Here is a 26,280-nt window from a genome sequence, read left to right as displayed (position 1 = left end):
TGCACACGAACAGGATTGTGTTTTCGAGCGAGTGCACAGTCATCAGGGTTATGAACTTACATGGACAGACACTTTAAGTTCCAATAATTAAGGGTGACTGTCCCATTAACTGCTATGGAGATTACAGGACAGGCACCTTAAGAAAAAAATACCTCTATCATTTTCATCAGTTCAAGACCGATCTTTCGCCTTCATCACTTATTCCTTTCCTCAAAAACCAAACTGAAATACTGTTCATTCATCCAGTAATCACTCATTCAAGAACCATGACCACAGCACGCAGCCAACTCATTAGTGTCGAAGCAACGCCCTATTACCATTGTGTTTCCAGGTGCGTGCGCCGTTCATACCTTTGTGGGTATGACGAGCTGACTCAAACTAGCTATGAACACCGTCGTGACTGGGTTGAAAAGCGATTAAAGCTGATTGCTCAAGTCTTTTGTATTGATGTTTGTGCCTACGCAATTATGAGTAATCACTATCATTTAGTCCTGCATATCAACACTGAGAAAGCACATCGCCTTTCAGAGCACGAGGTCATTCAACGTTGGCTTACTTTACACCGAACTCCAGTGTTGATTCAGCGATTTCTAAAGGGTGAAATTTCAACTGAAGCCGAGAAAAACGCATGCCTCACAATCATCCAAACCTGGCGGGAAAGACTCTGTTCCATCAGCTGGTTTATGCGTCTACTTAATCAATACATCGCCAACGAAGCCAATCGCGAAGACGACTGCACAGGCCACTTTTGGGAAGGACGTTTCAAAAGTCAGGCGCTGCTGGATGAAAAAGCATTGGCCGCCGCTATGGCGTACGTTGACTTGAACCCGGTACGAGCAGGTATTTCTGAAACACCAGAAACATCCGACTTTACGTCGGTGAAAACACGCATAAAATCGCTTCGTAAAGACGAGGCATCAGCACCCTCTCTTTTTCCTTTCGCTGGAAATCCAAGAAATGACATGCCGGATGGGCTCCCGTTTCGATTGCTGGATTATCTTGAGCTGGTTGACTGGACCGGACGGCAAATCAGAGCAGGTCAACGCGGCTATATCGAATCAACACGGTTGCCAATTCTTGAACGACTCGGTTTAGGAACGAATTCATGGCTAAGCCTTTGTACAACCATAGAAAAGGGCACACTGATTGGCTCAGCCGCTGCAATTGAAGCTGCACTGCCTCAATTGAATCGACAGCGACGAACCGGCTTACAAATTCTGTAGACTTTTCATATCGACTTTGCCCCTCCATACATACATTGATGTGTATGCTTACTCTCGCCCGAAAACTATGTCAGTCAGATCAAGTCTGTTACTGAATATAAAAATATTTTAATTCGTCTCTTAAGGTGATTCTCAAATCGATTTTCAGCCAGTTAAGGCTGTGGTGTTTTTCTTAAGGTGGACTGTCCTGTTATTAAAGGTGACTGTCCGGTTAGCTGGCTGGTTGATTTGTGACGCAAGACAATTTTTTTGTTATCGGAACGTCTAACTCATTACTAATCGACTACGTTTAGTCGCGGGCAGATCCCGACTCATATAAGGAGAGAACATGGGAATTAAACCTGGACAGAAAAGAAAAAACGAAGACGGCACACCGGATAAAAGACAGCGTGTTCGCCCTGAGAACCAGAAAAAACACCCTAAGTTAAAGCCACATGAACACGAGAAAGGTGATTAGTCTGAAAAAGCAGCTTTTTGGAAGCTGCTTTTTCAACCGATTACATGGACAGGCAGTTTAAGCTCCTAAAGGGCCATGACGATCTGGTTTACAGGTTCTATGGTTCATTTTTATTTACTAAGAGAGATATTCCAACTAATACATCTTTGGCTTCCATCTTCGACACGCCAATCAAACCAAGACATAACGTCTATATCAGCCATAAAGGCTGCAAGCAGGGCAGAGTACTGTTCTTCTTTATTTACTTGATCTGCAGGAACAGAAAATCCTTTTGCAATCCCTTCTGAAAAATTACATACACATTCATTGCTAGGTTTAATATTGAAGTACAATGCATCATCTTGTTCTACCCAAACTTTTGAGACTTGACCAATACAACCCGCTGCCGCAAAAATATGTCCGGAAGAAAACAAAAGAAGTAATGCGATAGAGTTTTTTATTTTATTCATATAAACCTCGTTTAATAAGATAAAAGATAGTGAGATATGATATTTAACAATAAATATTGATGGTTTTGACCGCGATCTTTATGATAAATGTTGAATTTTATGTTATGTGGAGATAACCATCCAGTTCATATGTTTTGAATAAATCTCTGAGTGGGGTGAAGATTCAGTTTGATTAATCAAAAAATCTAATCTCTTCATGATTTGAAATGATAAATTGCTTTTTAGTCTAATATTCCCAAAAACACTTGGTCTGCTTTGGCCCCAATCGATTTACAAACACGCTACCGCCTTTGGCAATTAAGCCACACTTATGAAGATAACCTTCCGATCACTCCCGTTAGGTATGATAGATGCGAATAGATAATGCTTCTCTGGTTGTATTTAAGTTTGTTGCATATCTGTGCGCGAGAGCAAAATTGTTCCAATAACAGTGATGAAGAGGAGGTAAGGAATGTATGGATCCACTGTGCTCACAAGCCGCTTCAGCCGGGTAGCCTGTTAAGGCTGCATTAATGGTGACTGTCCTGTTAATTCATTAATGGTGACTGTCCTGTTAATTCATTGTCCTGTTAATTCGTTAATGGTGACTGTCCTCTATATGGACAGACGCTTTAGTACGGACGCTTCAGCCGGGTAGCCTGTTAAGGCTGTATTAATGGTGGCTGTCCTCTATGTGCTTCTATATGGACAGACGCTTTAGTACGGGTATATTTGACCAGAGTGCTGGCATCACTGTTATGATGGCCTTGTTTAGGACATAAAAGGGATGAATTTGATGGCAGCAGTTGAGCGCTTTGAAACCTGTGAATTTTATACACTCCGGTTGCGAGTGAGTCATCTCTCGAATGCATTGAATCAGTCGGTGTCGGAAGTCGACCTAGTTCGTGCAGCTTTGAGGTTACTCACGCCGAAGGTAACGCAGTCGCTTCCTCCTGAGTTTCAATCGGTTCAGAATGAACAATCTGCCCAAGCGTGGGTGCAGGAAATGATGCAGGAAAGCCATTTTATCTTGATTCAGATAGCTGCCACGCAAGAGATTATCGGTTTCATGTTTCTTGATGTGTATGAAGAAGCGGGCACTCAAAAGGCACATCTGGGCTATCTGCTCGGTGAAGCATTTTGGGGGCAGGGCTATGCCAGTGAGTGTCTGGCTGGACTGATTGAATGGTGTCGACGTACACAACCTGTTTCAACTTTATTGGCCGGAGTGGCAGCGGAGAATACCCAGTCAGTCAGGCTGCTTCAAAAGCAGGGTTTTGAGGAAGCGACGGCAGATGCGCCGGCCGGTGTTTTGTTCTTTGAGCGCTGTTTGGTTTCATAGCAAGATTGATTGGGTGTCATAGACGAATCACGGTTTCGGAATGCTGCGGTAGAGTTGGTTAAAGCGTCTGTTTTTGGTGAAATACAACTCGATCTCAGCAAGAATGCCGGGATTGATTTTATAGTCGTATTCTTTCTGAAAATTGACAGACGGTGTCAGTTTCATATAGAGCCAGTGCTTATGTAATCTGCGCTGCCAGCTAAACGAGATCCAGGCGTTTTCTGTGGACAGGTTGGGACGACTGTTGGCACTCAGGCCAATTGAGTATGTGAATAGGTTGCGGTTACTGATTCGATCATAAATTTCGGCCAGGTTAACGAATTGCCAGTTGTCGTCATCATCCAGAAACTGAGCACTGGCGCCAACTCGGAGAATGGTCAGTTCTGCTGGTTCAAGTGCGTTATAAAAATCGGCAGATGTCAGGGTGCCGGGGCCTTTGCTGTGGTAATAAAAAAACTCCTGTCTGACCAGGCTCGTCCACCCGGCACCTAATTTATCCACACGTCTGAATCGGGCACGAGTGAAGGGATCTAAGGGGAGCCGAAGTTTCAGGCCGACATCAAAGTCGGCGTACCATTCGCTGAATTTCCGGCTTTCGAGACGCACCCCTGCAATCGCACCTCGGTTTTCGGTGCCGGTTGTATCGGCAATGCCCCGTTCTTTATTTTCCAGGCTCTCGTAATCTTCCGGGTCGGTTTCAAAGATCAGTTTCCAGTCTTTTTCCGCATGCGGAAGATCCATTCTGAGTGCAATACTGGAATCAAACTCAAAGTCGCCCCTGTGCGTGTAGTAGGGCTTCAGTCTGATTCGCAGATAGCTTTCATTGACCATCGGTTCTTCTTCCTCATTGAGGCTGAGGAATTGATCAATGTCTGTGCTCACGTCGGTAATGGTTTCAGAAACGGAAGTTTGTGTGGTGTCTAGCCAGGCTGGTAACAGTTTGTCGTCTTCGTCGTCTTCCGGGTACTGCCATGGATCAACGGGTGTGGTGTTGTCTGCGATACAGATGGTTGGTGCACCTAGCCAGTAGATAGCGGTTAAAAAAATGATACCGGTTCGATGCAGACACTTCATAAAAGTCCTCGGATCGGGTGCTGACAAACGGATACTTCTACTGTTCAGTATAGGTAATGCTGAAGCGGGCTTGCTCTGGAATCCATTGAGCGAAAAATTTGAATCATATCTAAAATTTTGCAGCAAGTTTTGAAATCGTTTACATGGGGTATGGTGCGGGAATGAAAGAAAAGGCTTGCGGTACGGAGAGTTATCCTCAATGAGGATTATTTGTCAAAAATTTTGCGGTGATGGCTAAATTTTTGTGTCATAAAACTCGGCTACACTTTACCCGTGAAGAAAATCTATGCACCCCTGCATAGGTTAGTGATGGTGAGGTGTAGGATGGATATGTCAGATTTTGATGGAATCAGAAGGGATATCTCACTGAAAGTTGAACACATTTTTGAAGCTTATGAAAAAGACAATTACTGCATGCCGACGATGGAAGAATTCAGGGCCATGTTTAATGAACATATCGATGAATATGTTGGCCCGGACGATTCGCTGAGGGGAGCCGGACTGGGCATGCCATCAGACATTAAGCAACGACGTGAGCAGAAGGTATGGCGTGTTGTGAATGAGCTGGAAGCCGAGCAACGGTTCTTGCGTTCCGAGTAGCGGAATCACCAGCGTTTCAGAGGAAAAAACGAGGTCAGTGGGAGGGCACTGACCTCGTTTTTTTATGCCTGCTTCTGCCTTCGAGCGGCCAAGATTGCTAACGCTGCATTTGAATTGGGTTGTTTGCCCAGACGCTGGCAAATGGCTGCACCGACATCAGCCAGTTTGTCGAGGTCAATGCCGGTTTGAATGCCAGACTGTTCACATAAATACACCACATCTTCCGTTGCGACATTCCCGCTTGCGCCCGGCGCATAAGGGCAACCGCCCAGTCCTGCAACGCTGGCATCAATCGTTGAGACTCCCATCAACAGAGATTGATAGATATTTGCCAGTGCCTGTCCCCAGGTATTGTGGCAGTGTACGGCCAGTGCCTGTAATGGCAAGTCATTCATGCAAGCTTCAAGCATGGCCGCAAACCGAAGGGGAGTCGCCTTGCCAATGGTGTCGCCCAGTGAGATTTCATAGCACCCCATCTGGTAGAGGGCATTGGCTATCTGGGCGGTTTGTGCCGGAAGCGTTGGCCCGTCGTAAGGGCAGTCGGTTACGCAAGACAGGTAGCCACGAACAGCGATACCGTTTTCGTTTGCGATACGTAAGACAGGTTCAAAGCGCTTCAGACTTTCAGCAATGCTGCAGTTGATATTCTGCTGGCTGAATCCTTCAGACGCAGAAGCAAAAACAGCAATTTCGTCAGCGCCTGCCGCAATGGCCAGTTCAAGCCCTTTCAGATTTGGCGTCAGGGCTGTGTAGGTCACGCCAGGAACGCGGGTGATCTGTTGAAAAACGTCAGCTGAGTCAGCCATTTGCGGCACCCATTTAGGCGAAACAAAAGCGCTGGTTTCAATATGACGAAGCCCTGTCGCCGAAAGCTGATCGACCAGCGCCACTTTATCGGCTGTACTGACACTGAGTTCATTCTGTAAGCCGTCTCTCGGGCCAACTTCAACAATGTTGACCTGTTTTGGAAATGATGCCGACGCGGTAAATAAGCCGTTCTTCATGTGTGCTTACTCCGAAAGGCTGGGGGCTTCGCTGGCAGCACTGAGTTGAACCAGTTCCTGACCATGCTGAACCTGATCGCCATAACCGACCAGCACCGAGAGAACTTCGCCATCATGGGGTGCGCGAACGGTATATTCCATTTTCATGGCTTCGATGACAACCAGCCCCTGATCTTTCTCAACCGTTTCACCGGGCTGGCACAAAACTTCAGACACAATGCCGTTGAGTGGCGCAACCGGGCTGTCTTCATGATCTGTCTGATGATGGCCATAATTAGGACGCAATTGATACGTTTTTTGCTCATCTTGGGTGAAAGCCAACAAGGTGTTGGAGTCTGTCAGCCGGACCAGGCGGATCTGATGACGAGCGCCAAGAATTTCAATGCCGCAGTCCACGACAGAGCCTTGCGCGTTCAGGTCCAGTAACGTGATTTGGACCGGCGTCAATGGAAACGGGTCTGTTCCGATCGTCAGTTGCTTCAACCGGAGCTGATGATCTGATCGGCTCTCAAAGGAGAACAAGCGATTTTCGTTTTGTGGATCATAGAGTGTGATGCTGTGCTGACTGTACTGGTTGAGCCGCCAGCCCGTCAATTGGTTCTGAACGGATTGTTGAAAGCACAATGTGGCGGCAGTGAGCAGTGAATTGACAGGGATACCGATGGACGCATTAGCGATCGTTTTCAGGTCAAACTGAGCAGGGGAGTCAGCGGATAATGTATCCTGATAGTGCTCAATAAAGTGGGTACTGAGCTTGCCCTGCACAAAAGCATCGTGACTGAGAATGCGTTGCAGGTAATTCAGGTTGGTCGCCAGACCGCCGAGTTGATATTCAGACAACAGTTTTTTGAGCTGCAGAATGGCGCTCTGTCTGTCTTCGCTCCAGGCAATTACTTTGGCCAGCATGGGATCATAGAATGTCGTGACCGTGTCACCCTCAGTGATGCCGCTATCGACGCGTGTCCGAATTTGTTGCGCCGGGTACGCAGGAGCATGTTCTGAAACCGGCTCTCTCAGGAAGTGAACGGTGCCAGATGCGGGCAAAAAACCTTGCTCGGTATCTTCAGCGTATAGTCTGGCTTCAATCGCATGACCCTGATGCTGGATTTCATGCTGCGCGAGCGGAAGGCGGTGACCTTCGGCAACCCGAATTTGCCATTGAACTAAATCCTGACCGGTAATCATCTCTGTGACCGGATGTTCAACCTGTAATCGCGTGTTCATTTCCATGAAGTAGTAAGCCTGACTTGTGCTGTCATAGAGAAACTCCACGGTGCCAGCACCAACGTACTGAATCGCAAGTGCGGCCTGTACAGCCGCTTCACCCATGGCTTTTCTCAGGTGGTCACTGAGACCGGGAGCCGGGGCTTCCTCGATAATTTTCTGATGGCGGCGCTGTACCGAGCAGTCGCGATCCGACAAATACACACAATTGCCATGCCGATCGGCAAAAATCTGAACTTCGATATGACGCGGTTCAGTCAGGTATTTTTCAAGCAACAGTGTTTGGTCACCAAACGCAGATTTTGCTTCACGCCGGGCCGACTGAATGGCTTCTGTCAGTTCGCTTTCCTGACGGACGATTTTCATCCCTTTTCCACCACCGCCCAGCGCCGGCTTCAGTATCACAGGGTAGCCAATCTGGGCTGCCGCCCGGGTGAGGTTTTCAAGATTATCTTCGTCGCCATGATAGCCAGGTAAAAGCGGCACACCCGCTGTTGCCATGATGGTTTTGGCGTCAGATTTTGAACTCATTGCAGCCATGGCTGACGGGCTGGGGCCCACAAAAATAAGCTGGTTTTGCGCGCAGGCTCTGGCGAAAGCGACATTTTCGGAGAGGAAACCATAGCCGGGGTGAATCGCATCGGCGCGGCTGCCTTTGGCAGCGGCAATCAGCTTGTCGATGGCCAGATAGGAATCCAGAGCCGGTGCTGGCCCGATACAAAATGCTTCGTCGGCCATGCGGACATGTTTCGCATGCCGGTCTGCTTCTGAGTAAACGGCAATGGTGGTGATGCCCATGCATTTCGCGGTCTGGATTATGCGGCAGGCAATTTCTCCACGGTTGGCTATGAGCAGGCGACGAATGGTGGAAAGGTCGACGGAAGATGCCCCAAGTGAGCCCGATGTGGCAGGTTGCTCGTGGAGTGGCTGCAGCAGATCACCCGGTTTACTCATCTTGCTCTCCTTGCATTGATTGATAGTGTTGAACCCAGTTTGGGGGGCGTTTGTCAAAAAACGCGGATAAACCTTCCTGACCTTGCGCTGAGACACGGATGTCGGCAATCATTTCACTGGTCAGTTGAATCAGTTCGTCATTGATTGGGGAAGTTTCACAGTGGCGGCAAAGTAATTTGACCTGACTCATCGCCTGAGGACTGTTTGCAAGCAGCGTCGTGATTTCCAGTTGCAGCCGTTCTTCAAGCTGCGCTTCAGGACAGACATCATGCAGAATTCCCAGCGCTTGTGCGCGTTTTGCATTCACGGTTTCCGCCGTCAGCAACAGACGCCGGGCCTGGCGTTGCCCGAGGGTGCGACAGACATAAGGGCCAATGGTGGCGGGAATCAGGCCCAGTTTGACTTCACTGAAACAAAAACGCGTATTTTCGGTGCCTATCGCGATGTCACAGCAGCAGATGAGTCCCAGCGCCCCGCCAAATGCAGAGCCCTGAACAGAAACGAGCGTCGGATGCGGAAAGGTATCCAGCTCATGCATGAGCAGAGCCAGTGCCTGTGCGTCATTCAGATTGTCATGACGGCTCTTCCCTGCCATTGATTTCATCCAGTTCAGGTCAGCGCCCGATGAGAAATGTTTACCGGCAGCCCGCAGTAACAGGACGCGAATATCCGGATGACGGGCCAGTTGTTTCAGATAGTGTCTCAGGGCTGCAATGAGCTGATCGTCAAAGGCATTATATTTTTCGGATCGGTTGATCGTCAGGGTTGCAACCCCCTGACGATTGATGGTGCAAAGGACAGTGTCCCGGGCGGTCGCATGCAGGATTTCCGCAATGTTGCCCGGCTGAAATACAGGCGTTATTTGAGATGTCATGGTGTGACCTCACTTTTTCAGACGGTTACATTCGGAAAATGCCAAACTGGCTGTCTTCAGCCGGTGCATGGTGTGCGGCTTTCAGTGCCATTCCCAGGACATCTCTGGTTTGGGCCGGATCGATGATGCCGTCGTCCCACAGTCGTGCACTGGCAAAGTAAGGCGAACCTTCTTTTTCGTACTGTTCCCGGATGGGGCGTTTAAAGGTTGCTTCGTCTTCGGCAGACCAGTTTTCACCTTTGCGTTGTTTGATGTCGCGGGTCACCTGCGCCAGCACACCAGCCGCTTGTTCGCCCCCCATGACAGAAATGCGGGCATTGGGCCACATCCAGATCAGCGTTGGATCATAAGCACGGCCACACATTCCGTAATTGCCGGCACCGTAAGATCCACCGATGATCACCGTAAATTTCGGCACATTGGCGCAGGCAACCGCCATCACCATTTTGGCACCATGCTTGGCAATGCCTTCTGCTTCGTATTTCTGGCCCACCATAAACCCTGTAATGTTCTGCAAAAACAGCAGTGGAATATTGCGTTGCGTACAAAGCTGAATAAAATGCGCGCCTTTTTGGGCTGATTCTGAAAACAATATTCCGTTATTTGCCACGATGCCGACAGGGTAACCATGCAAGCGAGCAAAACCGCAAATCAGGGTGTCACCGTAAAGGGCTTTAAATTCATCAAATTCTGAACCATCCACCAGCCGGGCAATCACTTCTCGGGCATCGATTTGCTTACGCAGATCGGTGCCGACAATGCCATACAGATCGGTCGCCGGATAAAGCGGCGCTTTGATGGGTTCTGGCTGTCTGGATAGTGGTGATGCTGTATGCCGATGGCAGCTGTCGACGGCTTGCCGGGCTAACGCCAGCGCATGGGGTTCATCGTCGGCGTAATAGTCAGCGACGCCAGAGGTTTTGCAATGCACATCGGCGCCGCCGAGTGCTTCTGCGCTGACATCTTCACCCGTTGCAGCCTTTACCAGAGGCGGACCGGCCAGAAAAATGGTGCCCTGATTTTTCACCATGATGGCGACATCAGCCATGGCAGGTACATACGCGCCACCTGCCGTACACAGCCCCAGCACAATGGCAATTTGCGGGATGCCTTTGGCCGACATTCTGGCCTGATTGAAAAAGATCCGTCCGAAATGATCTTTATCCGGAAAAACTTCGGCCTGATGCGGCAGGTTGGCACCACCGGAGTCGACCAGATAGAGGCAGGGCAGGTGACAGCGTTCCGCTATCTCCTGTGCTCTTAAATGTTTTTTGACGGTTAACGGATAATAAGTGCCACCTTTGACCGTTGGATCATTGGCAATGATCATCACCTCTGTGCCCGATACCTGTCCAATCCCAGCGACCACACCCGCACAGGGAATGGCCTCATCATAAACTTCCCAGGCAGCAAATTGACCGACTTCCAGAAAGGCACTGCCAGTATCCAGTAACCGGTCAATCCGTTCCCGCACCGGGAGTTTGCCTTTCGACCGCTGTCTGGCTTGCGCCTGTTCACCGCCGCCCTGAAGCTGAATGCTTAACCGGGTCTGAAGGTCATCGACCAGTGCAGACATGGCCTGATGATTGTGCTGAAACTGTGTGTCATGTGGCTGAATGTGGCTCTCAAGTATCGCCATGATATCTGTCCCTGTTGTATGGATACTTAGCGGCTTTGTTCGAACAGCTCGCGGCCAATCAGCATGCGGCGAATCTCAGAGGTGCCAGCACCGATTTCATAGAGCTTGGCATCACGGAGCAGTCGTCCGGTCGGAAATTCGTTGATATAGCCGTTACCGCCGAGGATCTGAATGGCATCCAATGCCATTTGTGTTGCCAGTTCTGCGCAGTACAAAATAACGCCTGCCGCATCCTGACGCGTGGTTTCCCCGCGATCACATGCCGCGGCAACGGTATACACATACGCGCGTGCGGCATTCATACGGGTATACATGTCAGCAACTTTGGCCTGAATCAGTTGGAACTCGCCAATGGGCTTGCCAAATTGTTTGCGGTCATGGATATAGGGCAGGCAGATATCCAGACAGGCACGCATGATTCCCAGCGGACCGGCCGCAAGCACAACTCGTTCGTAATCCAGTCCGCTCATCAGCACTTCAACGCCCTGATTGAGTTTCCCCAGCAGGTTTTCAGCCGGAACTTCACAGTTGCTGAACACGAGTTCGCAGGTGTTAGACCCGCGCATGCCCAGCTTGTCGAGTTTTTGCGCCCGGGTGAAACCGGGAAAATCGCGCTCAATGATGAACGCACTGATCCCACGGGATTTTGCCTGTCCATCGGTTTTGGCATAGACCACAAAGGTATGGGCATCCGGCCCGTTGGTAATCCACATTTTGTTGCCGTTCAGGACAAAGACCTCGCCTTTTTTTTCGGCTTTCAGCTGCATGCTGACAACATCTGAGCCTGCATTGGCTTCGCTCATGGCCAGTGCGCCGACGTGCTCACCGCTGATCAGTTTCGGCAGGTATTTCTCCTTCTGTGCCTGTGTGCCATTTCGGTAAATCTGGTTGACACACAAGTTGGAGTGAGCCCCATAGCTCAGCCCGACAGACGCAGATGCCCGGCTGATTTCTTCCATCGCGACCACATGGGCCAGATAGCCCATCCCGGCACCGCCAAATTCTTCGCTGACGGTGACGCCGAGTAAGCCCATGTTGCCTAGCTTTTCCCAAAGATGAGCGGGGAAGAGGTTGTCTTTATCAATCTGTTCTGCGAGCGGTGCAATGGCATCGGCTGCAAAATGATTGACATGCTCCCGGAGCATGTCCAGGGTTTCACCAAGGCCAAAATTGAGCGGGGTAAACAGGTCTTTCATAGCATCTCCCTTGTATCCGAATATTCGGACGAGTCATGAGAAACGACTAAATTCTCAGGATGATCAGTGATTGTCTCAGCCTTCATATTTCGACTGACTGTGATTGTTTTTTCTGCGTTTTCGGTTGGTGCTTTTGTCGTCCAGCGCTTGCTGACATCGTGCTTTCGCCGTGTTCAATTCTTGCATCATGACTTCGATGTCGTCTAACTGCCGCTGGAGTTTCGCTTGTTTGTCATCAATGATTTTAATCATTTGCTGAAGCTGGCTATCACTTTGATTTGTATCGTATAAATCAAAGAGTTCACGAATTTCAGCCAGAGAAAATCCAAGTCGCTTTCCGCGAAGAATCAGCTTCAGCCGGGTTTTATCCCGGCGTTGATAGACTCGGATTGTGCCGTCTCTTTCCGGCTGGAGCAGACCCACGTCTTCATAAAAGCGAATACTGCGGGTCGTGACGCCAAATTCTTTTGCCAGCTCGCTGATCTTAAAGGTATCTGCCACACTGCTGTCCTCCCGATGTTCGTAAAAGCGGGACTGAAAAGCAACCTCGTCAGAGTGAGACCAGAACACGGTGCTTTCTCCGGAAATGGCAACAAATCTGTACGCTGATCAATCAATATTGTTGTGTTGATGTTTCTTAACGTTTACGTAAATGTTAGTGCTATGCTTACGTAAACGTCAAGAAAAGCGGAGCCTGGAAAATGGAAACCAGCACCAGTTCAACTGCAGTACCCTCAACCGAGAAAGAAGTGTGGATCGTCTCAGCCAAACGTACCCCTTTAGGCAGTTTTCAGGGGCAGTTTTCGTCGTTGTCCTCACCGACTTTAGGGGCGTATGCCATCAAAGGCACCCTCGAAAGCATCGGGATTTTTACTGATGAACTCTTCCCGACCAAGGCCGATGGTCTCAGGATTGATGAAGTCCTGATGGGATGTGTCCTGCCTGCCGGTTGTGGTCAGGCACCGGCGCGTCAGGCGGCACTCAACGCGGGTTTGCCGATTTCTACCGGCTGTGTGACGGTCAATAAAGTCTGTGGTTCAGGGATGAAAACCGTGATGCTTGCCGCAGATATGATTCGAGCCGGCAGTATTCAGACCGCGATTGCCGGCGGGATGGAAAGTATGACCAACGCCCCTTATCTGCTGAAGCAGGTCAGGGGCGGTTTTCGTTTAGGACACCAGACGACCCATGACCACCTGTTTCTGGATGGTTTGCAGGATGCCTATGAAGGGGAACTGATGGGCGTTTATGCCCAGCAGATTGCCGATGCGAAAGCGTTTAGCCGTGAAGACATGGATGAATGGGCGGCGATGTCTGTCCAGCGAGCCTGTCAGGCGATTGAAGCTGGCGCTTTTGATGATGAAACCTGCCCTGTGGTGGTTGCTGATCGAAAAGGTGAGCATCTGCTCAAAATGGATGAACACCCGGGAGAAGTCGATCCGACGAAGATCCCGAAACTGAAGCCGGTATTTGCCAAAGCGGGCAGTGTGACGGCGGCAAACTCCAGTTCTATTGCCGATGGTGCAGCCGCTTTGCTGCTGATGGACAGCGACACAGCCCGGCAGCATGGCTTTGAGCCGCTGGCGATTCTTCGCGGTCAATCGACGCATGCCCGTCTCCCGTCTGAATTTACCATTGCACCGGTAGATGCCATTCGGCAGTTGCTTGAACAGTTGCAATGGCAAACCGATGACGTGGATCTCTGGGAAATCAATGAAGCGTTTGCCGTAGTCACGCAAATTGCGGTCCGTGAACTGCAACTGGATGCCAACAAGGTCAATATTCATGGCGGCGCCTGTGCATTGGGTCATCCGATTGGTGCCAGTGGTGCCCGCATTATTGTGAGTCTGATTCATGCGCTGCGCCGTAAGCAACAAGCGGGTGAGCCAGTCAGTCGGGGCGTCGCTTCTTTGTGTATTGGTGGCGGTGAAGCAACGGCCATCGCTATTGAGCTTCCGTCTCGGTAATTTCCGGCTCAGTAAATGCCAGCTCAGTAAAACATTCGCATCTGGTCGCTGTATCACCAGCAATGGAAAAGACAGTTTAGAGGACGTGAAAAATGATTGAGAGAGTACCCCTGTTTATTGATGGTCAATTCCGCCAGTCACAGTCAGAAGAATGGATTGATGTGACGAACCCGGCCACCAATGAAGTGATTGCCCATTTGCCCTGTGCATCAATCTCAGAAATGGATGAAGCGATTGCCAGTGCGAAAAGAACCTTTGAGAAGTGGAAAAATGTGCCGGTGCCTGAGCGGGCAAGGCTGATGCTGAGTTATCAGCAACTTCTGAAAGCGCATCATGACGAACTGGCTTGTCTGCTTTCCAGCGAGACGGGCAAAATCCTTGCCGATGCCAAGGGGGATGTCTGGCGCGGCATTGAAGTGGTGGAACAGGCTGCCAATATTGCCAGCCTGATGATGGGTGAAACCAGCGAAAATGTTGCCACCAATATCGACACTTATTCCCTGACTCAGCCTTTGGGTGTATGCAGCGGGATAACCCCGTTTAATTTTCCGGCCATGATTCCGCTCTGGATGTTCCCGCTGGCGATTGCGGCCGGGAATACTTTTGTGCTGAAACCTTCTGAGCAGGTGCCGCTGACGTCGGTCAGATTGGCGGAACTGTTCGAACAGGCGGGTGCGCCCCCGGGTGTGTTGCAGTTGGTCCATGGGCGCAAAGCGCAGGTCGATCATCTGCTGGCGCATCCGGATATCCGCACCGTTTCTTTCGTGGGTTCCGTACCGGTGGCGCGTTATATCTATCAGACCGGGACGCATCACCTGAAACGGGTTCAGGCGTTTGCCGGGGCAAAAAACCATCTGGTTGTCATGCCGGATGCGAACAAACAACAGGTGATAAATAATCTGGTCGGTTCTTCTGTCGGTGCGGCGGGACAACGCTGCATGGCCATTTCCGTGGCGGTTTTTGTCGATGGCGCCAAAGACTGGATCCCTGAACTGAAAGAAGCCATGGCGAAAATGAAGCCCGGCGGCTGGGATGAAGAAGACGCAGCTTACGGGCCTTTAATTAACCCGGAAGCCAAAACCCGGGTACTGCGACTGATTCAGGAAGGGAAAGCGCAAGGGGCGGTGTGTGAACTCGACGGGAGTGATTGCACGGTCAAAGACTACCCGGCAGGAAACTGGGTGGGACCAACGCTGTTCAGTGGTGTAACGCCGGACATGAGCATTTATCGCGAAGAGATCTTCGGGCCGGTGCTGGTCTGTGTGGAGGTGAGTTCACTGGAAGAAGCCATCGCACTGATTAATGACAACCCGTACGGTAACGGGACATCGATTTTTACCGCGAACGGTGCGGCAGCCCGCAAATTCCAGCATGAAATTCAGGTCGGTCAGGTTGGTATTAACGTGCCGATTCCGGTGCCATTGCCATTCTTCTCATTTACCGGCTGGCGGGGCAGCTTCTATGGCGATCTGCATGCTTACGGTAAACAGGCCGTGCGTTTCTATACGGAAACGAAAACGGTGACTGCGCGTTGGTTTGATGATGATATTCCAAAAGGCCCGAACCTGACGATTAATATCGATCATTAAGACTGACCCGACGGAGTAAAGCGATGGATTTTGAACTGAACGATGATCAGCGTGCATTTGCTGAGGCCGCACGGCAGTTTTCTCAGGAACAGTTGCTGCCTATGGCGGCGAGCTGGGATGAAACCTCAACGTTTCCGAAAGATGTACTGCGTAAAGCTGGAGAAATGGGTTTTCTTAGCCTGTACACCCCAACAGAATCCGGCGGTATGGGGCTGAGCCGGCTTGATGCCTCGATCATTTTTGAACAACTGGCAATGGGTTGTACTTCAACGACAGCCTTTATGACCATTCACAACATGGTGACCTGGATGATCGCCAGTTTTGCGACTGAGCAGGCCCGATCTGAATGTTGTCCGAAATTGATCACAGGCGAGTGGCTGGGATCTTATTGTCTGACTGAAGCCAATGCGGGTTCAGATGCGGCATCTCTGGCCACCCGGGCGGAACGCAGAGGTGATCACTATGAAATTTCGGGGTCAAAAGCTTTTATTTCGGGTGCAGGCGATACCGATGTGCTGGTTGTGATGGCTCGTACCGGAGAGAACGGCGCGAACGGGATTTCTGCCTTTATTGTGCCAGCCGATGCTGAAGGCATCAGTTATGGCCGAAAAGAGCCGAAACTTGGCTGGCACAGTCAGCCAACACGAGCGGTCACATTCGACAAAGTGAAAATTCCGGTTCATGACCGTTTGGGTGAGGAAGGCGAAGGGTTCCGCTTTGCCATGAAAGGGCTGGATGGCGGCCGGATTAATATCGCCACCTGTTCTGTGGGGACGGCGCAGCAGGCGCTGAACCTGGCCAGACAGTATATGACCGAGCGAAAACAGTTCGGGAAACCCATCGCACAGTTTCAGGCATTGCAGTTCAAGCTGGCCGACATGGCCACTGAGCTTGAAGCGGCACGGCAGTTGGTGCGGTTTGCGGCATCAAAGCTGGATAAGCGTGATCCGGAAGCGACCGCATACTGTGCCATGGCCAAGCGTTTTGCTACGGACGTCGGGTTTACCGTCTGTGATCATGCCCTGCAACTTTATGGTGGCTATGGCTACATTCAGGAATATCCGATTGAACGTCATTTCCGGGATGTGCGGGTACATCAAATTCTGGAAGGAACAAACGAAATCATGCGCTTGATCATCGCGCGTCGTTTATTAAGTGAGGATACTGGACTGCTTTGAATCACTCTGATGTCTTCGCGCCGTTGCCATTTCTCCGCTTTTTCGAGCGTGGCAACGGTGTGAATGAAGGGGATCGGCAATCAGTCCAGTTGCCTTGCATAGATCTCAACCCAACAAGGATGGGCGTTATGCACGCACTGACACAAACAAGTGGTCCGATTGAAGTTGAAATTGATGGCCATGTCGCGGTACTGACGATGAATAACCCGCCAGCCAATACCTGGACGGCGGACAGTCTGAATCAGTTAAAGGCATTGGTCAAAGCGCTGAATGAAGATAAAAACATTTATGCTTTAGTGCTGACTGGCAAAGGGGAAAAGTTTTTCTCTGCCGGTGCAGATTTGAAGCTGTTTGCCGAGGGCGACAAGGCGATCGCAGCAGATATGGCGTTTTGCTTTGGTCAGGCTTTTGAAATGTTGTCTGAATTTCGTGGCGTCTCGATTGCTGCAATTAATGGTTATGCTATGGGTGGCGGGCTGGAAGTTGCTCTGGCGTGTGATATTCGTATTGCGGAAGCGCATTCGGTGATGGCTTTACCAGAGGCGAGTGTTGGGCTGTTGCCTTGTGCTGGCGGGACGCAGAATCTCGCCTGGCTGGTGGGTGAAGGCTGGGCGAAGCGGATGATTTTATGTGGTGAGCGAGTCAGCGCATCACAGGCACTGGACATCCGTCTGGTTGAGGAAGTGGTGGCAACGGGTCAGTCTCTGGAGACGGCGAAAAAACTGGCCGCCGAGGTTGCGCATCAATCACCGAGTGCTGTGACGGCATGTAAATCACTCATTCAGCATGCCAGGTTTGCCCCTTTACATCAGGGATTAATTCAGGAAAGGGAACGTTTTATCCGCCTGTTTGATACATTGGATCAACGGGAAGGGGTCCGGGCGTTTTTTGAAAAACGTCCTCCGGTATGGAAAAACGAATAATGACGGCGGATTGATACGGATACGCGAATGACAAAGCATGCAGTCATTCGCGTGCATGGAGTGAACATGACTGGAAAGATAACATTTAGCGAACTTGAGTGTGGACGCGGTAAACAAATTGGGATTGCGGCAATTGAGAACCCTTCCTCTTTAAATGCGCTCACATTAGAGATGTTGCAGCAACTCAGTGCTCGTTTGACTGAATGGGAAAAAGACGATCAAATCGCTTGTGTGTTTTTACACAGCGATCATGCGAAAGCATTCTGTGCTGGCGGTGATGTACGAGCCCTGTATAAAGCGATACTCGAAGCAGAATCACATAAAGAAGCGGGTGAGGCTGGCGCATCTCCGGAATCTTTTCTGACCGAATATTTCAGCACTGAGTACCGTTGTGATTATCAGATCCATCAGTACAAAAAACCGCTGATTGTCTGGGGGGAAGGCATCGTGATGGGCGGCGGTATCGGGTTGTATATTGGTGCCAGTCATCGGGTCGTGACGCCATCCAGCATGTTAGCCATGCCCGAAATTTCCATTGGCATGTACCCTGATGTCGGCGGCACCTGGTTTTTGAATCAGTTACCCCCGGGCGTCGGTCTGTTTTTAGGGCTGACGGGAGCCCGTGTGAACGCAAGTGACGCACTGGACCTGAAAATGGCCGATCATATTTTGCTGGCGGAGCATAAATCGGCTGTTTTAGAAGCTTTACAGGCGATGGACTGGCTAAACATGCAGGATGCGGATCAGGCTGTATCTGACTGTCTTCATGAATTTGCAGACTCAGCCAAACGCGAGTGGCCGCCCAGTCAGATGATTCCTTATTTCCCTCAGATTCAGGCTGCCTCTGTCGGTCGGAATCTGGAAGAAATTTGCCAGCAGATCCTGGCGATTGATGGCTTAGGCACCTGGCTTGAATCGGCGAAGACAAGCTTAAAGCAAGGTAGTCCGATTTCAGCGCATATTTGCTACCGACAATTGAAGGCTTATCGTGACTTAACGCTGGCCGATTGCTTCCGTCTGGAACTGGGTTTGTCCGTGCGATGTGGTTTGCTGGGCGAGTTTCAGGAAGGAGTCCGTGCGCGACTGATTGATAAAAGCGGTGAACCCACCTGGCTTTTCTCCAGTGTGTCTGCGGTCGATGAAAGTGTGATCGATGATCTATTTGCGCCAATGTGGCAAGCCGCTGAACATCCATTGGCTGACTTAGGCGAGGAATCACTTTCCTGAGCCTCTGATCAACTCTGGAAATTTTCCGCCTGTATCTATTATTGCAGCAAGAATTGCAGCGCGTTGTTGGGGGAACATCAGTGGTCCCCCTGGTTGTACCTGCATCACTGCACCACAGATTGAAGATCTGAAAAGGAGTGTGTTATGGCGACAACAATTGCGTTTATCGGGCTGGGCAACATGGGCAGCCCGATGGCGAGAAATTTATTAAAAGCGGGTTGTCATGTGAAGGTCTTTGACCTGAATAGGGAGGCGGCCCGCAAGCTGGAAGCCGATGGTGCAGTTGCTGCCGCGAACCTCAAAGAGGTCGTTGCTGGCGCAGACACTGTCATTACGATGTTGCCGGCAGGGCAACATGTTCACGATGTCTATCTGGGCCCCAAGGGTAAACCGGAGCAAGGGCTGTTCGCCATGGTTGCCCCGGGTACTTTTCTGATTGATTCCTCAACGATTGATCCCGCCACGGCGAAAGAAGTCGCAAAGTATGCCGAGCAGCATCAGCTTGAATTTGTGGATGCCCCTGTTTCTGGCGGGGTGGCCGGGGCTGAAGCCGGCACATTGACGTTTATTGTCGGCGGGACAGATTCGGCATTCCATCGGGCTGAAGCTGTTTTGCAATATGTCGGAAAGAATATTTTCCATGCGGGTCAGGCGGGTGACGGGCAGATGGCAAAAATCTGTAATAACCTGATGCTGGCTGTGCAAATGGCGGGTGCCTGTGAGGCATTGAATCTGGGGGTCGAAAACGGTCTGGACCCGAAAGTACTCTCAGACATTATGTTGCAAAGCTCGGGCCGGAACTGGGTGCTGGAATTGTATAACCCTTGTCCGGGTGTGATGGAAAATGCACCGGCCAGCAAAGGTTATCAGCCCGGATTTATGAGTAAGCTCATGCTCAAGGATCTGGGGCTTGGAATGGATGCAGCACTGCACAGTCAATCCGCTGTTCCTATGGGGACACTGGCTCGCAACCTTTATGCTTTCCATAATGCGAACGGGAACGAACTTTTGGATTTTTCGAGTTTGTTTGAGTTCTACCAGCGTCAGCAAAAATAAGTTCATGCAGCATTCAGGAGATCAATATGGATATTAAAAATTCTGTCATTGCAATCACAGGTGCAGGTCAGGGGCTGGGTCAAATGATGGCGATTACCCTGGCTCAGGCCGGGGCTGATCTGGCTTTAATTGATCTGAATCCGGAAGGCTTGGCGCAGACCCGTTCACAGTGTCAGATGCTCAGCAGTAAAGCGATAACCTACGAAGTAGATGTGACGCAGGAAGATCAGGTTGAGCGTGTTTTTGATCAGATCATTGAAGATTTTGGGCAGTTGGATGGGCTGGTGAATAACGCCGGGATTCTTCGTGATGGTTTGCTGGTGAAAGAGAAAGATGGCGCAATCCATAAAATGTCGCTGGAGCAGTTTAATGCAGTGATGACTGTTAATGCGACCGGCACTTTTCTCTGTGGTCGTGAGGCGGCAGCCCGTATGATTCAAACCAAGCGTTCTGGCGCGATTATCAATATTTCCAGCGTTGCCCGCGCCGGTAACTTCGGACAAACCAACTATGCTGCCTCAAAAGCGGCTGTCGCAACGATGGCGGTCTGCTGGGCAAAAGAGCTGGGCCGTTATGGGATTCGGGTGGCTGCGATTGCGCCGGGAGTTGTTCGGACAGCAATGGCCGATCAGTTGCCGCAGGAAGCGATAGAGCGTTTGGAAAAGATGATTCCTTTGGGTCGGGTAGGTCAAGCCGCAGATATCGCACATGCCGTGAAATATATTCTGGAAAATGATTATTTTACGGGGCGCGTTCTGGAAGTGGATGGCGGGATGCGGATGTAACGTTCACCGTGCAAATCAACCGAATGAAAAACGGGCCATCTCTGGCCCGTCAACAATGATGGCCTTTAACAATTATGGTCCGTAAACGATCGCGTAAAGCGCTAAGCCCCCGCCAATGACCAGCATGATCAAAGACAGATAGACGGTAAATTGAGTCAGCACGGACAGCCATTTTTGTTTGGATTCTTTCATCTTGAAGTCTGTATTTCACAATCAATTGACAACGCGCACCATGCCATAAATGGGCCTGACAGGCGAGTGCTATTCACATTTGATTGCAGTTTTCATGACGACCAGACCTTGTTCTTTTGCGACGTTTGTTTTTGGCAACGCGGCAAGAAAGTGCTGACTGACTGTTCGGGCAACTTGTGTGGTGAGATGGGGGTGTGACTGAGGTGCCAGCACCAGCGCAATTTCAATGCCGGGTAACGGTGGCAGCCAGTCGACGTGAAGCTCAACGAAGTCGGGCGACATACTGCTTCTTGCCATGGCACCCACTGCCAGTCCAGCGCGGACCATGCCACGTTGCGCAGTCGCACTACTGCTGCAACTGACTAAATCGAAACTGATTTCCTGCTTGATCAACCCATCGAGCGCTGCTGCATGAAATTTGCAGTCAGCCTGAAACAGCGCAATCGGTAAGGGCCGCCGGGATAATAAATCGGTTTCAGGTAAACCATACCAGATGCCTTGATCGTGCATTAACAGGTGGCCCTCATCTGAGCCGGGCTGCCGGGTGAGCATCGCAGCATGGAGTTCGCCTTTATCCATGAGCTGGCGCAGGCGAGTGCTGGAGGCACACAGAATCTGAATCTGGATCGGCCCCAATTGTTGGCGCATCAAAGAAACGAAGTAAGGCAGCAAGGTTTCGGCATAATCATCCGGACAGCCAAACAGCAGTGGTTGGCTTTCGGCTTGTTCCCGAAGACTGGAGACGGCTTCATCATGCAGGCTGAGCAACCGGCGCGCATAGCTTGCCAGTTGTTGTCCTTCATGCGTCAGAACGAGTTGCCGACCTGCTTTTTGAAACAGGTTTTTCTCCAGTTCCTGCTCCAGTTTTTTCATCTGCATGCTGATCGCAGATTGCGTCCTGAAGGTCTGCTTAGCCGCTCGGGTAAAGCTGCCGGTATCAATAAAGGCCAAAAAACTTCGAAGCGCTTCAATATCCATAAGCAATCCTGATAAACATCCATGTAATGTCGGTAAGCATACTGGAAATGACGATGAATTGAATCGTTTGAATCGAAAAGCAGAAGAAGAAGAAGAAGAAGAAGAAGAAAGAAGGCAACACAGTGTTGCCTTGATCGGGGAATCAGTTCTGGAATCAGTTCTGGATTCAGTTCTGGATTCAGTTCTGGAGATCTTCCGGTTGCGGCTGACTGAGTGGTTTGGCCGGACGCTGACGTTCATCCTGAGGTGTTTCAGATTCGAAACAGGCCAGATCCCGGACATTTTTTTGTGTCACAACCGCGCTGAATAACCCTAAAGCAAATGACATGGCAAAGAAGCCTTTTTCATTTAAGGCAAGGGTATCTGCGTTCCAGAGTCCGATAAACATTAATGCACAGGAAATGATGACACCGGCAATGACCATGGCTTTATACAATGCCGTGACATGAATATCTTCCATTTCATCCCGGACTGTTTTTTGTAATGTGATGACACTGAACAAACCAAAAAGCAGCACCACAAGATAGTAGCCCTTTTCGTTCAGTTGAAGGTTGGCGTTGAGTAACCCGACACCATAAGCAACGACAGCCAATGCGAGGGCCGCCCAAGACGTGATGACAAAAGCCTTGGTTGGCTTGAATGATTCGTTCATTTGAATATTCCTGTGAGAGAGTAGAGCAAGCAACTGGCTGAATATGAAAGCCTTCTGAAGATAAGGCGGCAGAAATGTCATGTTTCTTTAAAAATATGCAACAAAGTTAATTCAATGGGGTGTAGGCAAACGGGCGGCTGATGATAAGAAAGATGCAGTATGAGCGATGGCACATGGGCAATGCTGCGGAATTGAACAAACAGGTGTGTGTCCGAAAAAATAACAAAGGTATGTATCAGCCGCTGAAGAGAGCGGCGACTGCGGTGATGTTTTATTTGGATGTCGTTTTCACTTTCATGGCAGTGAAATTGTGAGTTGACGATTTGGCCGCATTTTTTTGATTTCTGTTGTCCTCGCGTCTGTTGAATTTTGTTTCAATGTTTTGCTGTATTTGTCGCCTGAATCATTTAGGCTCGGCCGTTTTTCAGTTGGGGACGAAGAGAAGAGGAGCATCTTTCTCTTTCCTTGGTCTGCCAAGTCTTGAAAGGATGAATGCCACCACTGATTTATGAAGGCGATAAAATGCTTTCTGTGTTTCGTTAATAATTCTTCCAGGTAACTACCAATGAGTGAAGTCATCAATCAAAACCTTTTCTTAGTCAAAGAACATGTCGGTGTGCTGAAAGCTGCCAATAACTTTGATATTCATGACCCAGCAACCGGCAATGTCATTATGGAGTGCCGTGAGCCGAATTTAGGCTTTTTGACCAAGTTGCTTCGGTTTACCGACTATAAAGTCATGACGCCATTTGATATCCAAATCGTGACGCCGGGTGGTGAACCGATTGTGCGTGTGCAGCGTGGCTTTTCACTGTTCTTAGCGAAAGTAACGGTGCGGGATAAAGACAATCAGGTGATTGGTGGTTTTAAGCCGAAGTTGTTCACCATCGGTGGTAAATTCGATGTTCTGGATAAAGATGACAACGTCATTTGTGAATTAAAAGGCAAATGGACCGGCTGGGATTTTAAGTTTAACCAAGGCGATAAAGAACTGGCGCATGTTTCTAAAGAATGGGCGGGTCTGGGGAAAGAGTTATTCACCAGTGCAGATAACTATGTGTTGAAGCTTTCGGAAGATATTCCGGCAGGTGATGATATGCGGAAGTTGATTCTGGCCGCAGTCATGTGCATTGATATGGTTCTGAAAGAATAATCATCACAGTACTCGGTTTTTTGCGGATTGATGGTTGCTATCGATACTCATTCGATTTCCTGATGTGTACTATGAAAAATATGCGTTAGTCATCATCTATCTGAGTGCGTAGAGTGTTGCTCAAGGACGCAATATGTATTTGAGATGAGGACAACACATGCAATTAATCATCGGCAATAAAAACTATTCCAGCTGGTCACTGCGTGGCTGGCTGATGCTGGCTCAAAACGGTATTGTATTTGAAGAACAAAAACTCAAACTGCTGACCGAAAGTTTCTATCGTGCGCTGCAAGCATATACACCCGCGGCCAAAGTACCGGTTCTGATTGATGGTGATGTCACGGTCTGGGATTCACTGGCAATTTGTGAATACGTGAATGAAGTGTATTGCAATGGCAACGCATGGCCACAGGATCAGGCAGAACGGGCAAAAGCCCGTGCCATCAGTTGTGAAATGCACTCGGGTTTCATGGGGTTGCGCAATGAAATGCCCATGAACTGCCGTGCAAAACGCAGGGTTGAGCTGTCAGACGCGGCGAAGAAAGATATTGCGCGGGTTGATCAAATCTGGTGTGAGCAGATGGCACTGTATGGTGATCAAGGCGGCTGGCTGTTTGGCGAGTGGAGTATTGCAGATTGCATGTTCGCGCCCGTTGTTCTGCGATTCATCACATACGGCATTGAAGTTTCAGAACTCAGTCAACGTTATATGGCGCATGTCTTGCAGTCTCCAGCGATTCGTCTCTGGCTGGAAGAAGCTTTGCAGGAAACGCAGATTGTGCCAGAGGATGAAGCCGGCACTGAGGTGTAATGCCGAAGTTTAATACCAAGGTTTAAATCAAGGTTTAGATCAAGGTTTAAGACTGACACGCCTCATCTGAAATATCAGAAGGGGCGTCTTTATAATAATTCATACCTGCTTCCTGAGTCCGTGATACACTCCCGCGTTCCCGTAGAGCCCGCTCTACTTCAAGCGATCAGAAAGACAGAGACGAGACATGCCATTCTCTAAACTTGGACTCAGCAACGCACTGGTACAGGCCGTGACTGAGTTAGGTTATACCAAACCGACGACCATTCAGAACAAAGCCATTCCAGTGATTTTGCAGGGGCAGAATCTCATTGCGGCAGCCCAGACGGGGACTGGTAAAACAGCCAGCTTTGTATTGCCGATTCTGGAAAAACTGAGTAAAGGTCAGACGCAGCGTAAAAAACGCGTCCGTGCTTTAATTCTGGCACCAACCCGTGAACTGGCGGTTCAGGTAGAAGAGAAGGTCAGAGCGTACGGAAAACATCTGGGCCTTACATCGCTGGCAATGTACGGTGGTGTGGATGAACAGCATCAGAAAGCGCGTTTAATTGAAGGTGTGGATGTGCTGGTGGCGACACCGGGCCGACTGATTGATCTCTATGGTCAGCGTGCTGTCTATTTCGAAGAAATTGAAATGGTGGTGCTGGATGAAGCGGATCGCATGCTCGACATGGGCTTCATCGACGCCATTCAGAAGATTCTGGATCGCCTGCCTGAACAGGTTCAGTTTTTGCTGTTTTCCGCAACCTTGTCGCGCAAAGTCCGTGAACTGGCAAAATCTGCGGTTCATGATCCGTATGAAATAACGATCGCTGCCAATCAGGCATCCAAAGCCAATATTGAGCAGTGGCTGATCACCGTTGATAAAGACCAGAAATCAGCATTGCTGAGTCATCTGATTCATGAACATCAGTGGGATCAGGCGCTGATTTTTATTGAAACCAAGCACGGTGCTGCGAAGCTGGCGTCCCAGCTGGAAAAGCGCGGCATTGAGGCTGAAGCATTCCACAGTGGTCGCAGTCAGGCGGTTCGCGCCCAATTGCTGGAAGATTTTAAAGCCGGAAAGATTCAGTATCTGATCGCAACGGGTGTTGGTGCACGAGGTATTGATATTGAAGAGCTGCCGCGTGTTGTGAACTATGATCTGCCATTTCCGGCGGATGAGTATGTTCACCGGATTGGACGTACTGGTCGTGCCGATGCGACAGGCGAAGCGATTTCCTTCGTTTCAAAAGACAACTTCAAGAACCTGTGCATGATTGAAAGCCGTTTAGGCCACCTGATTGAACGCCGCGAAGTGGCAGGGTTTGCCCCGAAAAAGCCGGTTCCGGTTTCGATCCTGAATTATGTGCCTAAAAACAAGCGTCCGAAAAAAGACTAAGTGAAACCAGAGCTGTTCGATTAATCAAGTCCCGGCCAGCTCTGTCTTTTGAGCATACTTTAAAGAGCAAAGGACTCTGTGAAAGGGTGACCGCTCTTTCCTATTATCTGTTTCCTTCAGCCATTCCCGTTTTTCCGTCATCCCCGTTTTCTCAGTCATCCCCGCGAAGGCGGGGATCCAGTGACTTTTAAGGTTAAACTGCGTGGCAGGTGAGGGAGAAAAAGGAATCTGGCAGATTACTTTCATCTCGTGCCTAGTGGATTCCCGCCTTCGCGGGAATGACGGTAATATATTGATTATAAAAGATAATTTATCGATTTTTCATCGGAGGATTTGTGTGGGAAAGACAGGAGAAGGCGGGGATCCAGTGACT

The 26,280-nt window shown here is 49.7% G+C and carries 25 protein-coding genes; 14 read left to right on the top strand and 11 right to left on the bottom strand.

Going from position 1 to position 26,280, the window contains the following annotated elements; all coding sequences use genetic code 11:
• Positions 1–266: 266 nt before the first annotated feature.
• Both EA58_RS09615 and EA58_RS22125 read left to right on the top strand, forming a co-directional pair.
• Positions 267–1,223 carry a transposase gene (locus tag EA58_RS09615; protein ID WP_036751814.1) on the top strand — a complete coding sequence of 319 codons (957 nt, stop codon included), beginning with the start codon at positions 267–269 and terminating at the stop codon, positions 1,221–1,223.
• 328 nt (positions 1,224–1,551) lie between these two features.
• Positions 1,552–1,680: a hypothetical protein gene (locus EA58_RS22125; protein WP_268748943.1), complete on the top strand. Its 129-nt coding sequence runs from the start codon at positions 1,552–1,554 to the stop codon at positions 1,678–1,680.
• 110 nt (positions 1,681–1,790) lie between these two features.
• On the opposite strand, the gene EA58_RS09610 is transcribed toward EA58_RS22125, so the two are convergent.
• Positions 1,791–2,129, bottom strand: coding sequence for a hypothetical protein (locus tag EA58_RS09610; RefSeq protein WP_036751812.1), 339 nt, complete (start codon positions 2,127–2,129; stop codon positions 1,791–1,793).
• A 775-nt stretch (positions 2,130–2,904) separates the two neighbouring features.
• On the opposite strand from EA58_RS09610, the gene EA58_RS09605 reads away from it, so the two are divergent.
• Positions 2,905–3,450 (top strand): GNAT family N-acetyltransferase, encoded by a 546-nt coding sequence (locus EA58_RS09605; protein ID WP_036751811.1) that lies wholly within the window; start codon positions 2,905–2,907, stop codon positions 3,448–3,450.
• Between the two features lie 27 nt (positions 3,451–3,477).
• Here the strand turns inward: EA58_RS09605 and EA58_RS09600 are convergent, their stop codons facing one another.
• Positions 3,478–4,524 carry a hypothetical protein gene (locus tag EA58_RS09600; RefSeq protein WP_051641991.1) on the bottom strand — a complete coding sequence of 349 codons (1,047 nt, stop codon included), beginning with the start codon at positions 4,522–4,524 and terminating at the stop codon, positions 3,478–3,480.
• A 330-nt stretch (positions 4,525–4,854) separates the two neighbouring features.
• Here EA58_RS09600 and EA58_RS09595 point away from each other — a divergent pair, with 330 nt between their 5' ends.
• Complete coding sequence (locus EA58_RS09595) at positions 4,855–5,124, top strand: hypothetical protein (RefSeq protein ID WP_235199589.1); 270 nt, start codon at positions 4,855–4,857, stop codon at positions 5,122–5,124.
• A 62-nt stretch (positions 5,125–5,186) separates the two neighbouring features.
• On the opposite strand, the gene EA58_RS09590 is transcribed toward EA58_RS09595, so the two are convergent.
• From EA58_RS09590 to EA58_RS09565, 6 genes are all read right to left on the bottom strand, one after another.
• Entirely contained in the window at positions 5,187–6,128 is a 942-nt protein-coding gene (locus tag EA58_RS09590) for a hydroxymethylglutaryl-CoA lyase (protein WP_036751807.1), read from the bottom strand.
• Positions 6,129–6,134: 6 nt separating this feature from the next.
• Positions 6,135–8,306: an acetyl/propionyl/methylcrotonyl-CoA carboxylase subunit alpha gene (locus EA58_RS09585; protein WP_081819613.1), complete on the bottom strand. Its 2,172-nt coding sequence runs from the start codon at positions 8,304–8,306 to the stop codon at positions 6,135–6,137.
• Positions 8,299–9,180 (bottom strand): enoyl-CoA hydratase-related protein, encoded by an 882-nt coding sequence (locus EA58_RS09580; protein WP_081819612.1) that lies wholly within the window; start codon positions 9,178–9,180, stop codon positions 8,299–8,301. Before EA58_RS09580 ends, EA58_RS09585 begins: the two co-directional genes overlap by 8 nt.
• Before the next feature lie 25 nt (positions 9,181–9,205).
• Positions 9,206–10,819: a carboxyl transferase domain-containing protein gene (locus tag EA58_RS09575; protein ID WP_036751805.1), complete on the bottom strand. Its 1,614-nt coding sequence runs from the start codon at positions 10,817–10,819 to the stop codon at positions 9,206–9,208.
• A 26-nt stretch (positions 10,820–10,845) separates the two neighbouring features.
• The gene (locus EA58_RS09570; RefSeq protein ID WP_036751803.1) at positions 10,846–12,015 is read right to left on the bottom strand and encodes an isovaleryl-CoA dehydrogenase; all 1,170 of its coding nucleotides are present in this window, start codon (positions 12,013–12,015) and stop codon (positions 10,846–10,848) included.
• Between the two features lie 75 nt (positions 12,016–12,090).
• Entirely contained in the window at positions 12,091–12,516 is a 426-nt protein-coding gene (locus tag EA58_RS09565) for a MerR family transcriptional regulator (protein ID WP_051641998.1), read from the bottom strand.
• A 200-nt stretch (positions 12,517–12,716) separates the two neighbouring features.
• Between EA58_RS09565 and EA58_RS09560 the strand changes: the two genes are divergently transcribed.
• The 7 genes from EA58_RS09560 (at position 12,717) to EA58_RS09530 (ending at position 20,740) form a co-directional block, all read left to right on the top strand.
• Positions 12,717–13,982, top strand: a complete 1,266-nt coding sequence (locus tag EA58_RS09560) for a thiolase family protein (RefSeq protein WP_051641990.1) — start codon at positions 12,717–12,719, stop codon at positions 13,980–13,982.
• Between the two features lie 92 nt (positions 13,983–14,074).
• Complete coding sequence (locus EA58_RS09555; RefSeq protein WP_036751801.1) at positions 14,075–15,571, top strand: CoA-acylating methylmalonate-semialdehyde dehydrogenase; 1,497 nt, start codon at positions 14,075–14,077, stop codon at positions 15,569–15,571.
• Between the two features lie 23 nt (positions 15,572–15,594).
• On the top strand, positions 15,595–16,749 hold the full coding sequence (locus tag EA58_RS09550; protein ID WP_036751799.1) for an acyl-CoA dehydrogenase family protein: 1,155 nt from the start codon (positions 15,595–15,597) through the stop codon (positions 16,747–16,749).
• 128 nt (positions 16,750–16,877) lie between these two features.
• Positions 16,878–17,672: an enoyl-CoA hydratase gene (locus EA58_RS09545; protein WP_036751797.1), complete on the top strand. Its 795-nt coding sequence runs from the start codon at positions 16,878–16,880 to the stop codon at positions 17,670–17,672.
• 66 nt (positions 17,673–17,738) lie between these two features.
• Positions 17,739–18,899 carry an enoyl-CoA hydratase/isomerase family protein gene (locus EA58_RS09540; protein ID WP_036751877.1) on the top strand — a complete coding sequence of 387 codons (1,161 nt, stop codon included), beginning with the start codon at positions 17,739–17,741 and terminating at the stop codon, positions 18,897–18,899.
• A gap of 144 nt (positions 18,900–19,043) precedes the next feature.
• The gene (gene mmsB, locus EA58_RS09535; protein WP_036751795.1) at positions 19,044–19,955 is read left to right on the top strand and encodes a 3-hydroxyisobutyrate dehydrogenase; all 912 of its coding nucleotides are present in this window, start codon (positions 19,044–19,046) and stop codon (positions 19,953–19,955) included.
• A gap of 26 nt (positions 19,956–19,981) precedes the next feature.
• The gene (locus tag EA58_RS09530) at positions 19,982–20,740 is read left to right on the top strand and encodes an SDR family oxidoreductase (protein ID WP_036751793.1); all 759 of its coding nucleotides are present in this window, start codon (positions 19,982–19,984) and stop codon (positions 20,738–20,740) included.
• A 72-nt stretch (positions 20,741–20,812) separates the two neighbouring features.
• Here EA58_RS09530 and EA58_RS21555 read toward each other — a convergent pair whose 3' ends face one another.
• The 3 genes from EA58_RS21555 to yiaA form a co-directional block, all read right to left on the bottom strand.
• Positions 20,813–20,932 (bottom strand): 3-ketoacyl-ACP reductase, encoded by a 120-nt coding sequence (locus tag EA58_RS21555; protein ID WP_152547980.1) that lies wholly within the window; start codon positions 20,930–20,932, stop codon positions 20,813–20,815.
• A gap of 69 nt (positions 20,933–21,001) precedes the next feature.
• Positions 21,002–21,910: a LysR family transcriptional regulator gene (locus EA58_RS09525; RefSeq protein WP_081819611.1), complete on the bottom strand. Its 909-nt coding sequence runs from the start codon at positions 21,908–21,910 to the stop codon at positions 21,002–21,004.
• A gap of 178 nt (positions 21,911–22,088) precedes the next feature.
• Positions 22,089–22,562, bottom strand: coding sequence for an inner membrane protein YiaA (yiaA, locus tag EA58_RS09520; RefSeq protein WP_036751791.1), 474 nt, complete (start codon positions 22,560–22,562; stop codon positions 22,089–22,091).
• 565 nt (positions 22,563–23,127) lie between these two features.
• On the opposite strand from yiaA, the gene EA58_RS09515 reads away from it, so the two are divergent.
• From EA58_RS09515 to EA58_RS09505, 3 genes are all read left to right on the top strand, one after another.
• Positions 23,128–23,715, top strand: a complete 588-nt coding sequence (locus EA58_RS09515) for a phospholipid scramblase-related protein (protein WP_036751789.1) — start codon at positions 23,128–23,130, stop codon at positions 23,713–23,715.
• A gap of 157 nt (positions 23,716–23,872) precedes the next feature.
• Positions 23,873–24,526 carry a glutathione S-transferase family protein gene (locus tag EA58_RS09510; RefSeq protein ID WP_036751787.1) on the top strand — a complete coding sequence of 218 codons (654 nt, stop codon included), beginning with the start codon at positions 23,873–23,875 and terminating at the stop codon, positions 24,524–24,526.
• Positions 24,527–24,713: 187 nt separating this feature from the next.
• Positions 24,714–25,907 carry a DEAD/DEAH box helicase gene (locus EA58_RS09505; RefSeq protein WP_036751785.1) on the top strand — a complete coding sequence of 398 codons (1,194 nt, stop codon included), beginning with the start codon at positions 24,714–24,716 and terminating at the stop codon, positions 25,905–25,907.
• The last annotated feature ends 373 nt before the right edge of the window (positions 25,908–26,280 follow it).

The organism is Photobacterium galatheae, from assembly GCF_000695255.1.
Taxonomy (GTDB): domain Bacteria; phylum Pseudomonadota; class Gammaproteobacteria; order Enterobacterales; family Vibrionaceae; genus Photobacterium; species Photobacterium galatheae.
This window is presented reverse-complemented; position numbering and strand designations above follow the sequence as displayed.

What these genes read in the sequence shown, in the direction of transcription:
- EA58_RS09615 (WP_036751814.1), top strand. Translation starts at nt 267, where the DNA reads ATGACCACAGCACGCAGCCAACTCATTAGTGTCGAAGCAACGCCCTAT.
- EA58_RS22125 (WP_268748943.1), top strand. Translation starts at nt 1,552, where the DNA reads ATGGGAATTAAACCTGGACAGAAAAGAAAAAACGAAGACGGCACACCG.
- EA58_RS09610 (WP_036751812.1), bottom strand. Translation starts at nt 2,129, where the DNA reads ATGAATAAAATAAAAAACTCTATCGCATTACTTCTTTTGTTTTCTTCC.
- EA58_RS09605 (WP_036751811.1), top strand. Translation starts at nt 2,905, where the DNA reads ATGGCAGCAGTTGAGCGCTTTGAAACCTGTGAATTTTATACACTCCGG.
- EA58_RS09600 (WP_051641991.1), bottom strand. Translation starts at nt 4,524, where the DNA reads ATGAAGTGTCTGCATCGAACCGGTATCATTTTTTTAACCGCTATCTAC.
- EA58_RS09595 (WP_235199589.1), top strand. Translation starts at nt 4,855, where the DNA reads ATGTCAGATTTTGATGGAATCAGAAGGGATATCTCACTGAAAGTTGAA.
- EA58_RS09590 (WP_036751807.1), bottom strand. Translation starts at nt 6,128, where the DNA reads ATGAAGAACGGCTTATTTACCGCGTCGGCATCATTTCCAAAACAGGTC.
- EA58_RS09585 (WP_081819613.1), bottom strand. Translation starts at nt 8,306, where the DNA reads ATGAGTAAACCGGGTGATCTGCTGCAGCCACTCCACGAGCAACCTGCC.
- EA58_RS09580 (WP_081819612.1), bottom strand. Translation starts at nt 9,180, where the DNA reads ATGACATCTCAAATAACGCCTGTATTTCAGCCGGGCAACATTGCGGAA.
- EA58_RS09575 (WP_036751805.1), bottom strand. Translation starts at nt 10,819, where the DNA reads ATGGCGATACTTGAGAGCCACATTCAGCCACATGACACACAGTTTCAG.
- EA58_RS09570 (WP_036751803.1), bottom strand. Translation starts at nt 12,015, where the DNA reads ATGAAAGACCTGTTTACCCCGCTCAATTTTGGCCTTGGTGAAACCCTG.
- EA58_RS09560 (WP_051641990.1), top strand. Translation starts at nt 12,717, where the DNA reads ATGGAAACCAGCACCAGTTCAACTGCAGTACCCTCAACCGAGAAAGAA.
- EA58_RS09555 (WP_036751801.1), top strand. Translation starts at nt 14,075, where the DNA reads ATGATTGAGAGAGTACCCCTGTTTATTGATGGTCAATTCCGCCAGTCA.
- EA58_RS09550 (WP_036751799.1), top strand. Translation starts at nt 15,595, where the DNA reads ATGGATTTTGAACTGAACGATGATCAGCGTGCATTTGCTGAGGCCGCA.
- EA58_RS09545 (WP_036751797.1), top strand. Translation starts at nt 16,878, where the DNA reads ATGCACGCACTGACACAAACAAGTGGTCCGATTGAAGTTGAAATTGAT.
- EA58_RS09540 (WP_036751877.1), top strand. Translation starts at nt 17,739, where the DNA reads ATGACTGGAAAGATAACATTTAGCGAACTTGAGTGTGGACGCGGTAAA.
- mmsB (WP_036751795.1), top strand. Translation starts at nt 19,044, where the DNA reads ATGGCGACAACAATTGCGTTTATCGGGCTGGGCAACATGGGCAGCCCG.
- EA58_RS09530 (WP_036751793.1), top strand. Translation starts at nt 19,982, where the DNA reads ATGGATATTAAAAATTCTGTCATTGCAATCACAGGTGCAGGTCAGGGG.
- EA58_RS21555 (WP_152547980.1), bottom strand. Translation starts at nt 20,932, where the DNA reads ATGAAAGAATCCAAACAAAAATGGCTGTCCGTGCTGACTCAATTTACC.
- EA58_RS09525 (WP_081819611.1), bottom strand. Translation starts at nt 21,910, where the DNA reads ATGGATATTGAAGCGCTTCGAAGTTTTTTGGCCTTTATTGATACCGGC.
- yiaA (WP_036751791.1), bottom strand. Translation starts at nt 22,562, where the DNA reads ATGAACGAATCATTCAAGCCAACCAAGGCTTTTGTCATCACGTCTTGG.
- EA58_RS09515 (WP_036751789.1), top strand. Translation starts at nt 23,128, where the DNA reads ATGAGTGAAGTCATCAATCAAAACCTTTTCTTAGTCAAAGAACATGTC.
- EA58_RS09510 (WP_036751787.1), top strand. Translation starts at nt 23,873, where the DNA reads ATGCAATTAATCATCGGCAATAAAAACTATTCCAGCTGGTCACTGCGT.
- EA58_RS09505 (WP_036751785.1), top strand. Translation starts at nt 24,714, where the DNA reads ATGCCATTCTCTAAACTTGGACTCAGCAACGCACTGGTACAGGCCGTG.